This window comes from Saccharothrix hoggarensis, assembly GCF_042678885.1.
Lineage (GTDB): Bacteria > Actinomycetota > Actinomycetes > Mycobacteriales > Pseudonocardiaceae > Actinosynnema > Actinosynnema hoggarensis.
Window position 1 is genome coordinate 1 of the sequence record NZ_JBHTLK010000254.1, and the last position, 9,440, is coordinate 9,440.

Annotated in this window: 12 protein-coding genes and 1 pseudogene; 5 read left to right on the plus strand and 8 right to left on the minus strand. The window is 73.3% G+C overall.

The window, feature by feature from the left end; genetic code table 11:
* On the minus strand, positions 1 to 591 hold a 591-nt coding region (locus ACFQ3T_RS30970; protein ID WP_380728706.1), incomplete at its 3' end, for a PucR family transcriptional regulator ligand-binding domain-containing protein.
* Positions 592 to 654: 63 nt separating this feature from the next.
* Here ACFQ3T_RS30970 and gabT point away from each other — a divergent pair.
* Together gabT and ACFQ3T_RS30980 are read left to right on the plus strand one after the other, a co-directional pair.
* Positions 655 to 1,914, plus strand: coding sequence for a 4-aminobutyrate--2-oxoglutarate transaminase (gene gabT, locus ACFQ3T_RS30975; protein WP_380728708.1), 1,260 nt, complete (start codon positions 655 to 657; stop codon positions 1,912 to 1,914).
* Positions 1,911 to 3,355 (plus strand): annotated as a pseudogene (locus tag ACFQ3T_RS30980) (aldehyde dehydrogenase family protein). The gene gabT and the pseudogene ACFQ3T_RS30980 overlap by 4 nt, the downstream one beginning before the upstream one ends.
* A 57-nt stretch (positions 3,356 to 3,412) precedes the next feature.
* Here the strand turns inward: ACFQ3T_RS30980 and ACFQ3T_RS30985 are convergent.
* The 6 genes from ACFQ3T_RS30985 to ACFQ3T_RS31010 all read right to left on the minus strand — a co-directional run bounded on the left by ACFQ3T_RS30985 (position 3,413) and on the right by ACFQ3T_RS31010 (position 7,387).
* Positions 3,413 to 4,156 carry a class I SAM-dependent methyltransferase gene (locus ACFQ3T_RS30985; RefSeq protein WP_380728711.1) on the minus strand — a complete coding sequence of 248 codons (744 nt, stop codon included), beginning with the start codon at positions 4,154 to 4,156 and terminating at the stop codon, positions 3,413 to 3,415.
* Between the two features lie 47 nt (positions 4,157 to 4,203).
* Positions 4,204 to 4,590, minus strand: coding sequence for an Imm7 family immunity protein (locus ACFQ3T_RS30990; RefSeq protein WP_380728714.1), 387 nt, complete (start codon positions 4,588 to 4,590; stop codon positions 4,204 to 4,206).
* A 7-nt stretch (positions 4,591 to 4,597) separates the two neighbouring features.
* Positions 4,598 to 5,521, minus strand: coding sequence for a WXG100-like domain-containing protein (locus ACFQ3T_RS30995; protein WP_380728716.1), 924 nt, complete (start codon positions 5,519 to 5,521; stop codon positions 4,598 to 4,600).
* 164 nt (positions 5,522 to 5,685) lie between these two features.
* Positions 5,686 to 6,015, minus strand: a complete 330-nt coding sequence (locus tag ACFQ3T_RS31000) for a hypothetical protein (RefSeq protein WP_380728718.1) — start codon at positions 6,013 to 6,015, stop codon at positions 5,686 to 5,688.
* A gap of 23 nt (positions 6,016 to 6,038) precedes the next feature.
* Entirely contained in the window at positions 6,039 to 6,677 is a 639-nt protein-coding gene (locus ACFQ3T_RS31005; RefSeq protein ID WP_380728720.1) for a YbaB/EbfC family nucleoid-associated protein, read from the minus strand.
* A gap of 341 nt (positions 6,678 to 7,018) precedes the next feature.
* Positions 7,019 to 7,387 (minus strand): hypothetical protein, encoded by a 369-nt coding sequence (locus tag ACFQ3T_RS31010; protein WP_380728722.1) that lies wholly within the window; start codon positions 7,385 to 7,387, stop codon positions 7,019 to 7,021.
* Between ACFQ3T_RS31010 and ACFQ3T_RS31015 the strand changes: the two genes are divergently transcribed.
* Positions 7,374 to 7,514, plus strand: a complete 141-nt coding sequence (locus tag ACFQ3T_RS31015; protein ID WP_380728724.1) for a hypothetical protein — start codon at positions 7,374 to 7,376, stop codon at positions 7,512 to 7,514. The two genes, ACFQ3T_RS31010 and ACFQ3T_RS31015, sit on opposite strands and share 14 nt — an antisense overlap.
* Before the next feature lie 173 nt (positions 7,515 to 7,687).
* Complete coding sequence (locus tag ACFQ3T_RS31020; RefSeq protein WP_380728730.1) at positions 7,688 to 8,671, plus strand: ArsR/SmtB family transcription factor; 984 nt, start codon at positions 7,688 to 7,690, stop codon at positions 8,669 to 8,671.
* Between the two features lie 90 nt (positions 8,672 to 8,761).
* Here ACFQ3T_RS31020 and ACFQ3T_RS31025 read toward each other — a convergent pair whose 3' ends face one another.
* Positions 8,762 to 9,157, minus strand: coding sequence for a hypothetical protein (locus ACFQ3T_RS31025; protein ID WP_380728726.1), 396 nt, complete (start codon positions 9,155 to 9,157; stop codon positions 8,762 to 8,764).
* Between the two features lie 61 nt (positions 9,158 to 9,218).
* Here ACFQ3T_RS31025 and ACFQ3T_RS31030 point away from each other — a divergent pair.
* Positions 9,219 to 9,440, plus strand: a 222-nt coding sequence (locus tag ACFQ3T_RS31030; protein WP_380728728.1) for a hypothetical protein, incomplete at its 3' end; no start/stop codon positions are given.

Here is a 9,440-nt window from a genome sequence, read left to right on the forward strand (position 1 = left end):
GAGCCGCCGCACCTGCCCGGCCAGCTCCGGCCCGGACAGCTCGGCCACGGACCCCACGACGTGCACGGGCGAGCCGCGCGGGTCCAGCAAGGCCGCCCCGCCGTCGATGAGGCGCGCGAGCCGCCGCACGACCCCGTGCGGTCCGTCGGACACCGCCGCACGGGTCAGCGCGCGCTGCGCCTCGCTGGTGCGCGCCACGGCCGCGTACTCGTCCGCCGCCACCGCCCGCGACACCGCTTTGGTGATCGCGATGAACGGCGTCTGCCGGGGCACCTCCAGCAACGCCAGCCCGGCGTCCCGCGCCGCCCGGACCAGGTCGTCCGGCACCCGGTCGTGGCTGAGCCCGGTGCCGAACCCGAGCCCGGCCGCGCCCGCCGCCACGAGCCGCCGCACGTACCGCGCGAGCGGCCCGAGCGCGATGCCGGTCGTCAGCAGCAGCTCGCCGCCCTCCAGGAACGGGGTCGGGTCGGCGAGCTCGGTGCTGTGCACCCACGCCACGACCCGGTCCAGGCCCGCGTCCACGTGCACGACCAGCCCGACCTCGCGTGCCAGCGCCCCGACCGTCAACGACATGAACACTGTGTACAACACCAGACACCTAGCTCGCCACACTGGACACTGTCGCCGGGTCACCAGGAGGTCGATGCTGGACACATGGCCCGCCTGCGCACCGAGATCCCCGGCCCCCGCTCCCGCGAGCTGGCGGAACGCCGCAAGGGCGCGGTCGCGGCAGGCGTCGCCTCGACGCTCCCGGTGTTCGTCGACCACGCCGAGCCGGGCCTGCTCGTCGACGTCGACGGCAACCGGCTCATCGACCTCGGCTCCGGCATCGCCGTCACCAGCGTCGGCAACCCGGCCCCGCGCGTCGCCGACGCCGTGCGCGAGCAGGTCGACCGGTTCAGCCACACGTGCTTCATGGTCACGCCGTACGAGGCGTACCTGGACGTGTGCGAACGGCTCGCGGAGCTGACGCCCGGCGAGCACGACAAGCGGTCCGTGCTGCTGAACTCCGGCGCGGAGGCGGTGGAGAACGCGGTGAAGATCGCCCGCCACGCCACCGGGCGGCCGGGTGTCGTGGCGTTCGACCACGCCTACCACGGCCGCACGAACCTCACGATGGCGTTGACCGCCAAGGACATGCCGTACAAGCGGGGCTTCGGGCCGTTCACGCCCGAGGTGCACCGCGTGCCCGGCTCCTACCCGTTCCACGACGGGCTGACGGGCGCCGAGGCGGCGCGGCGCGCGGTGGCCGCGATGCCCGACCCGGACGGGATCGCGTGCGTCGTGGTCGAGCCGATCCAGGGCGAGGGCGGTTTCATCGTGCCCGCGCCGGGGTTCCTGCCCGCCCTGGCCGACTGGTGCCGGGAGCACGGCGTGCTGCTCGTCGCCGACGAGGTCCAGACGGGGTTCTGCCGCACCGGCGACTGGTTCGCGTGCGACCACGAGGACGTCGTGCCGGACCTGGTGACGACGGCGAAGGGCATCGCGGGCGGTCTGCCGCTGGGCGCCGTCACCGGACGCGCCGACGTCATGGACGCCGTGCACCCGGGCGGCCTCGGCGGCACGTACGGCGGGAACCCGGTGGCGTGCGCCGCCGCGCTCGGCGCGATCGACACCATGCGCGAGCTGGACCTCAACGCCGCCGCCCGCCGCATCGAGGCGACCGTGCTGCCGCGCCTGCGGGGCCTCGCGTCCGACGCCGTGGTGGACGTGCGGGGCCGGGGCGCGATGCTGGCCGTCGAACTGGTCTCCGCCGAGGCCGCGGCTCGGGTGGCGGCCACCTGCCACGCGGCCGGCGTGGTCGTGCTGACCTGCGGTACCCGCGGGAACGTGATCCGCCTCCTGCCACCGCTCGTCATCCCCGACGAGCTGCTGGCCGAGGGCCTGGACGTGCTTGAAGGAGCGATGGAGTGAGCGATCGAGCAAGCGGCACGACGCCGTACTGGGTGGCGGGGCGTCCCGCGACGAGCCCCGACCTGGTCGAGGTCCGCGCCCCGCACGACGGCGCACTGGCCGGCGTGACGTCCAACGCCACCGCCGACGACGTGGAGCACGCGGTCGCCGCCGCGCACGCCGTGGCCGACGAGATCGCCGCGGCGGCCGCGCACGCCAGGGCGGCGGCGCTGGACCACGTGTCGCGGCGGCTGGCCGAGCGGGCGGACGAGGTGGCCGCGCTGATCACCGCCGAGTCCGGCAAGCCGGTGAAGTGGTCGCGGATCGAGGCGGCGCGCGCGGTGTCGACGTTCCGGTGGCCGCCGAGGAGGCGCGCCGGTTCGCCGCCGAGCTGCAGCGGCTCGACACCGACCCGGCGGCGGACGGCAGGCTGGCGCTGGTGCGGCGCGCGCCCCGCGGCCCCGTGCTGGGCATCGCGCCGTTCAACTTCCCGCTGAACCTGGTGGCGCACAAGGTCGCGCCCGCGTTGGCGGTCGGCGCGCCGATCGTGGTCAAGCCCGCGCCGGCGACGCCCCTGGTGGCGCTGCTGCTGGGCGAGCTGCTGGCGGAGGCTGAGCTGCCCGCCGGGTCGTGGTCGGTGCTGCCGGTGCCGAACGAGGTGGCGGGCGCGCTGGCCGAGGACCCGCGGTTGCCGGTGGTGTCGTTCACCGGGTCCGGCCCGGTGGGCTACTCGATCCTGGACCGGGTGCCGCGCAAGCACGTCGTGCTGGAGCTGGGCGGCAACGCGGCGGCCATCGTCTGTCCTGATTGGACGGACCTCGACCGCGCGGCGCAGCGGATCGCCACGTTCGCGATGTACCAGGGCGGTCAGTCGTGCATCTCCGTGCAACGCGTGTACGCCCATGACGACGTGTACCCGGCGTTGGCGGAAGCCGTGGTGGCGCACGTGCGCAAGCTCGGCACGGGTGACCCGACCGACCCGGCGACCGACGTCGGCCCGCTGATCAACGAGGCGGCGGCGCGGCGCGTCGAGGCGTGGGTGGACGAGGCCGTGGCGGCGGGCGCGCGCGTGCTGACCGGCGGCCGGCGGACGGGCGCGACGTACGAGCCGACCGTGCTGGCGGACGTGCCGGCGGAGTGCAAGGTCGTGGACGAGGAGGTGTTCGGGCCGGTCGTCGTGCTGGACCGCGTGCCGACGGTGGACGAGGCGTTCGACCGGGTCAACGCGTCGCGGTTCGGCTTGCAGGCCGGGGTGTTCACGCACGACGTGCGGCTGGCGTTCCGCGCGGCGAAGCGGTTGGCGGTGGGCGGCGTGATCGTGGGCGACGTGCCGAGCTTCCGCGCCGACCAGATGCCGTACGGCGGCGTGAAGGAGTCGGGCACCGGCCGCGAGGGGGTGCGCGCGGCGATGGAGGACCTGACCGAGCAGCGCGTCCTGGTGCTCACCGGGCTGGAGCTGTAGGCCGGTCGGGCGCGGCCCCGCGTCGGGCGGGGCCGCGCGGGACCGCTCGTGCTGCGGCTAGACGGCCTCCAGCACGAAGAACAGGAAGCACAGGAAGGCTCCGGAGGGGAACTTCGCCAGCTCGTCGGCGAAGAGCTCGCGCGCGGCCGGCGCGGGGTGCGGCTCGCTGATCACGGCGGTGCGGAAGCCGGCGGCGGTGAAGGCGTCCGTCATGGCGTGCAGCGGCCGGTGCCAGTACGACAGCACCGCCTTCCGCCCGTCGAACGTGTGCTCGCTGGACCACTGGGCGGTCGCGAAGTAGTCGGCCCCGGGATCGGCCATCTTCCGGATGATCGGGTGGTTGACGGCGACGATCAGCCGACCGCCGGGCCGCAGCACGCGCCGCAACTCGGCCAGCGGAGCGGTCCAGTCCTCCAGGTAGTGCAGCACCAGGGACGCGACGACGTCGTCGAACTCGCCGTCCGGGTACGGCAGCGGGCCGCCCAGGTCGGCCACCCGCAGGTCCGCGTCGTCGCCCAACCGCCGCCGGGACAGCTCCACCATCGTGGTGCTGGCGTCGAAACCCGCCACGACGGCGCCCCGCTCGCGCAGGTCCGCGAACAGGGGGCCGGAGCCGCAGCCCGCGTCGAGGACCTTCCGGCCGGCCACGTCCCCGGCCAGGTCGAGGATCGCGGGCCGCGTGTAGTAGGCGTTGAGGAGGCTGTTCTCGGTTTCGGCGGCGTACGCCTCGCCGAAGGTGTCGTAGTCGTTGGGCACGAGCGCGTCGACGGCCCCGGCGGAACTCTCGGGCATGGCAGGCATGCACCTCATGCTGGCACAGCCGACAGGTCGCGTGCCGGGGTCCGCGGTCAGTCCTCGATCACCGGGACGCAGGGCGACAGGAACGGGTCGGCCCGCACCGAGAGCTCCCCGCGGGCGAGGACGGTCACGCGGAAGGCGTTGGGACCGGGCGGGAGCGTCGTCTCGTCGTCGCGTTCGTAGAGCAGCCCCCACGATCCGGGCAGGGTGGTCCGCACGAACTCCAGCGTGTCCTCGACCCAGGTGTCCCGCCTGCGGTTGGGGTTGCCGGTGAGCGTCAGGAAGTGCGCGACGTTCACGAACTCCACCGCCGCCCGGACACCGGCTGGCGCGTCCGCGATCCGGGCCCTCAGGCGGTCGACGGCGTCGCGCAGGCCGCCGAGGTCGGTCTCCTCCGTCGCCTCCGCCAACTGGAACCATCCGTGGAACTGGTGCATGTCATCCTCACAGCGGTCGGAGGTCGATGACCGGCTCGACACCGTACTGCCTGGCGTAACGCTGGAGCGCCTCGAGCACTCCGCGCTTGGGCGGGCCGTCGAACTGGAAGTAGGGGGTCCGCCCGGTCGAAACGGCGGCTTCGAACGTGATGTGGGCCTGGTTGCGGAACTGGCTGCCGTAGGTGAGGTTGGCCGGTTTGGCCTGGGCGACGTACTGGTCGCTGACGGCGTCGTACTCGGTCTCGGGCGTGTCCCTGGCGAATCGCACCTGCGACCGGCCGCCGATCCGCTCCGCCAGCGCGTCCGCCTTCGGGTCGGGCGCGGCACTCGCCTTGACGACCTCGCCGCGCCCGCCGTTCACGTCGGAGTTGCGCTGGGTTCCCGTGCCGGGCAGCGGTTCGACCGCGCCGGGGGCCGGCGGCAGCTCGCTGGGGACGAACTGAGGTCGGGGGAAGTCCTCGCCCAGGGCGCCGCGGGCGGCGATCCGGTCGGCCATGGCGTCGGTGAAGGCGTTGATGGAGCCCGTCAGCACCGCCACGATCCGCTGCGGCTTGGTCGGGTCCTCCGCCTGCGCGAACGCCGCCCGGTACATCTCGGTGGTGTCGTTGACCACCTTGGCGATCTCGGTCTTGGTGTACCGGACGTCGTCGCCGTACTGGGCGGCCAGCCACCCGAGCCGCGTCATCTGGGCGGACGCCTCGGACGTCATGACGACGAGCGAGGCGGCCCGCGCGTGGTAGTCCTGGCCGGTGTCGTCCCTCCAGGCGTCCTTCAGCTGGTTGACCCGACCGCTGTGCTGCCGGTGGTCGTAGGCGCCCGCGTCCTTCCAGGTTTGGCCGAGCCTGACCATCGCCTCCTCGTCGGCCTGGGGCCACTCGACGTGCGGCCGGATCGCGTGCCACAGCGGGGAATCCGGCGGCTGGATCGGCATGGCGGCGCCTCCTGTCGGGAGTCGGGCGGGGTCGTCAGCGCAGGTGGTCAGCGCGGGTCGTCGGCAGGTGGTCAGCGCGGGTCGTCAACGCGAGTCGTTACCGCGAGTTCGTCAACATGGGTCGCCCGCGCAGGTCGTCAGCGCGAGTTCGTCAACCTGGGTCGTCAGCGGGGCATGGCGCCGGCACCGCGCTGGTCGGCGTCGCGGTAGTCCCGGGCGCTGGCGAGGCCCGCGGCGGCGAGGTCCTGGTACTTCACCGGCAGCTGCTGCGCGCTCTCCCGCGCGCTGTGGGCGAACTGGATGTACCCGTTGCCGAGGTCACTGGCCGCCTGCCCGCCGCTCAGCCCTTCCCGAAACGCCCAGCCGAGCTTGTCGACGCCGATCGCCGCCTCGCCGGCGAGGGTGTCGGCGGGCACGTTCCGCCAGGCGTTCGCCAGCCCCACGCCGGTCGCGTCCAGGTCCTTCATCAGCGGTTCGGCGAGGTCGGGGTCCATGTCCACCCCACCGCCGGGCCCCGTCACGACAGGCCCTGACGCGCGACCGGAGCGGTCGTCGTCGCGTTGAGCCGGGCACGCGCACGTTCGGCGGCCCGTCGCGTGGTGGCGACGATGGCGTCCGCCAACCGGCGCGAGTCGGGCCAGCGGTGGATCGCCTGGTGCAGCGACAGGTCCAGCAGCCGGCCGCGGACGTCGGCCGTCGCGGCGACCAGCCCGTCGTCGGACTCCGCCGTCTCCCGGATCACGTCCGCCGCCTCCCGACGTGCCACCAGCGCACGGCGTTCGGCCTCGTGGTCGATGCCGGACCTGAGCACGGGCCGCGATCCCGACGCCGCCGTGACGCGCTCCCGCGCGATCAGGCGGTCGAGCGCGTGCAGCGAAGGACCGAAGAGCAGGTCACCGTCACCGAACCCGTCCGCCACCTCCCCCGCCGCCCGCGCGGCACGTTCAGCGGCCGTCCGCGCGGTGTCCAGCACCCTCCGCGCCAACGCCTCGGCGTCACGATCCCGGTAGACCCGCGCGTCGACGTGCAGCCCGATCAGGTCGCCGAGGTAACCCGCGGTCGCCGTCAGGAGCCCGTCGACCGACGTGGCGGTGACCCGAAGTCCCGCGAGCTCCCGGCGAACCCGAGCACCACTCCCACCGTCATTCCCACCCATGCCCCAAGCCTGCGACACCTCTCCCGCCCCGGAGCGCCGCCGGCCGCTTCCGGCCACACCCGCCTTCGTGGACCGCTCGATTGACCGACCGGAGCCGTGCCTTGCGCCGTCCACCGCACAGAACTGACCACAATGGACTGTCAGTTCCCCGCGAACTCGCAGCGGCCGGCGCCGGCCGGCGGTCCGCCAAGCAGATCCGGATGGCAGGTCGCCGAGTTCTCCGGACCTGCTTGGCGGATTCGGTGCCCCTGCGCGCCCACGGGCACGGGCCTGCTCGACTGTCTGCCGTGCGCCGGGAGCGTTTCACGCCCTCGGCGTGCGAACACCTTGGCGGTGGCCTCCTAGAAGGGGACGCAAACGCTCACGCCGCGGTAGCAGACGACCCCTTCGAGGAAGTAGTCGGGATCTCCGGTGGTCATCCAGATGTAGAGCTCGTTGGCCCCGCCGACGACGTCCGCGGCGATGGAGAACGGCGCCTGCCCGGCCCTGTCGCACCAGGTGCTGGAACTCACGGTGTCCAGGTAGGTGTCACCGGACCACGCCTCTCCGTAGACCCGACGGCACCCGACGGCCTTGAACGCCCCGGTGACGCCGACCGACCGGTTGTACCAGGTGACCGTGCCCTTGTAGTAGCTCGCCCCCACCTCGATCGAGAAGGTGCTGGTGGGGTAGGCGGCGGCAGGAGCAGCGGCCGCGGTGGCCGGAGCCACCGCGAAGATCATCCCGGCGATCGACGCCACCGCGGCCAAGATCGCGCCGACCCTCCTCGTGCGGCTCTTCGCCTTCGGTGTGTCCTTCAGCCTCACCATGACGATCACTCCCAGGTTCTTCGAGTAACGGGTGCACTGGCCACGTATCACCGTCGTGCGGGAGGCGACCGCCGCAGACCGGCGGTGAACGTCGCCGCCGTTGTTCGGCGTCACCACTCAACCTCGCGCCGACCTCGGACCGGAAAGAATTCGAGCAGGTTCGAATCCACCGCCACGACTGCTAGCGTCGGCGCGGTGCTCATGCTGCGTGTAGACGCCGACACGGTGTCCCGGACGCGGTTGGCCCCTTCTCCCGCGTCGGAGTCCCTGGCGTGGCTGAGGCTCGCCGCCGCGTCGGGCCGGCACCCGGTGTTCGGAGACCCAGGCCCACTCGCCCGCGCGTCACTCGGCCACCCGGACGTCGCCCTGCTCGCGGACCTGTTGCCGCGGAACGGCGACACCTACGCGCCCGACCTCCTCACCCCTCAGCCGGGGACGGACGCGCCGCGACGCGACCTGCTCGACGAGCAGGTCGCGCGGATCGAGGCCACGACGCAGGAGGACCTCGAAACCCAGGTCCTCACCTACACGCGGACCCACTGGAGCAGGCCGCTGCGGGCCACGACCCGCCGCATCGCGGAGTCGGGGCGGATGCAACGACGTCTCGCCAACGGCCTCGCCCGGTTCTGGCGGGAGGCCCTCGCCGAGGGCTGGCCCGAACTGCGCTCGATCATCGACCAGGACATCGCCCAGCGCGCGACGACCATCGCCACCCACGGCGTCGGCCGGGCGCTCGGAGCGCTCCACCCCGACATCGAGTGGGCCGGGGACGCGGTCACCCTCGCCAGTTCGTGGGACGGCGACATCGACGTCACCGGCCGGGACCTGGTCCTCGCCCCCAGCGTGCTCGGCCGGCGCGACGTCGTCATCCAGGTCGACACCCCCGGGCAGTTCGTCCTCTACTACCCCGCCCAGCGGGTCGGAGCCGGCCGGGACCGCGGGACCGGGAGCATCGCGCAGGTGGTCGGCCACGTCCGGGCGGCCCTGCTGGCCGACCTCGGCACCGCCCGCTCCACTTCGGAACTAGCCGCCAGGATCGGACACTCCCCGAGCACCGTCTCCCACCACCTCACCGCACTGCACCGCGCACGCCTCGTCACCAAGGTCAGAGCCGGGCGCTACGTGATGTACCAGCGGACCGCGCAGGCAACACGGCTGCTGGAAGAAGCCCGCGACCACCGGTAGTCGGCGGATTCCCTGGTGTGGCCCCGGTTTCGGGCTTCGAGGTGACGCCTGACGGCCGGCCACCGACGTGGCCGGCCACCATGAACCTCGTCACCACCACTTGTCGGAGGTGACGATCGCCTTCAGCTGGTCGAGGGTCAGCGGTGGCTGCGGCGAGTAGATCTCGCCGCCCGGCGAGTTGATCGCGGCGCCCCGGGGGTCCTCCTGGTTGCCGACGTGCATGAGGACCGTCGTCCCGTCGTGCCGCATGAGGCACGCCAGGTACGACACCGCGCCGGGGGCCTGCCGCCCGGTCCCGGTCACCAGCCGGGAGCCGTCGGGCAGCGTGCTGACATCGCAGTCCTCCGTGCGGGCGAGGCGGCACCACTCGCGGGGCTCGGAATCGCTGGAGCGGATCATCAGGTCGAAGCTCCCGGTGACGCCGGCGGAGGTCAGGGTCCCGGCGATCAGCGCCCAGTTGTCCGGGTCCCCCGGCTGTGCCGTCAAGACCGATACCGTCCCCGGTTCCTGGTGTTTCGACGGCGAAGTCCCCGGCAAGGTCGTCTGCGTGATCACCTCGAACGTCGCGGTGTCGCCGAGCACCACCCTGAACCGGGCGATCAGGTCTTCCGGCGACGTGGGGACGGGGCTGCGCGCCGTGGTCGTGGATGGCGCGGTCGCCGACGAGGTGGTCGGCGCGCCGGCGGCGTGCGTGCCGGGGTCGCTCGGCGCGAGCCACACCGCACCCGCGACCAGGCCCACCACCGCGACGACGGTGGCCGCGACGGGT

Coding starts and splice junctions, on each gene's coding strand:
- ACFQ3T_RS31005 (WP_380728720.1), bottom strand. CDS start 6,677: ATGGGTGGGAATGACGGTGGGAGTGGTGCTCGGGTTCGCCGGGAGCTC.
- ACFQ3T_RS30990 (WP_380728714.1), bottom strand. CDS start 4,590: ATGCACCAGTTCCACGGATGGTTCCAGTTGGCGGAGGCGACGGAGGAG.
- ACFQ3T_RS31020 (WP_380728730.1), top strand. CDS start 7,688: ATGCTGCGTGTAGACGCCGACACGGTGTCCCGGACGCGGTTGGCCCCT.
- ACFQ3T_RS31000 (WP_380728718.1), bottom strand. CDS start 6,015: ATGGACCCCGACCTCGCCGAACCGCTGATGAAGGACCTGGACGCGACC.
- ACFQ3T_RS30985 (WP_380728711.1), bottom strand. CDS start 4,156: ATGCCTGCCATGCCCGAGAGTTCCGCCGGGGCCGTCGACGCGCTCGTG.
- ACFQ3T_RS30995 (WP_380728716.1), bottom strand. CDS start 5,521: ATGCCGATCCAGCCGCCGGATTCCCCGCTGTGGCACGCGATCCGGCCG.
- gabT (WP_380728708.1), top strand. CDS start 655: ATGGCCCGCCTGCGCACCGAGATCCCCGGCCCCCGCTCCCGCGAGCTG.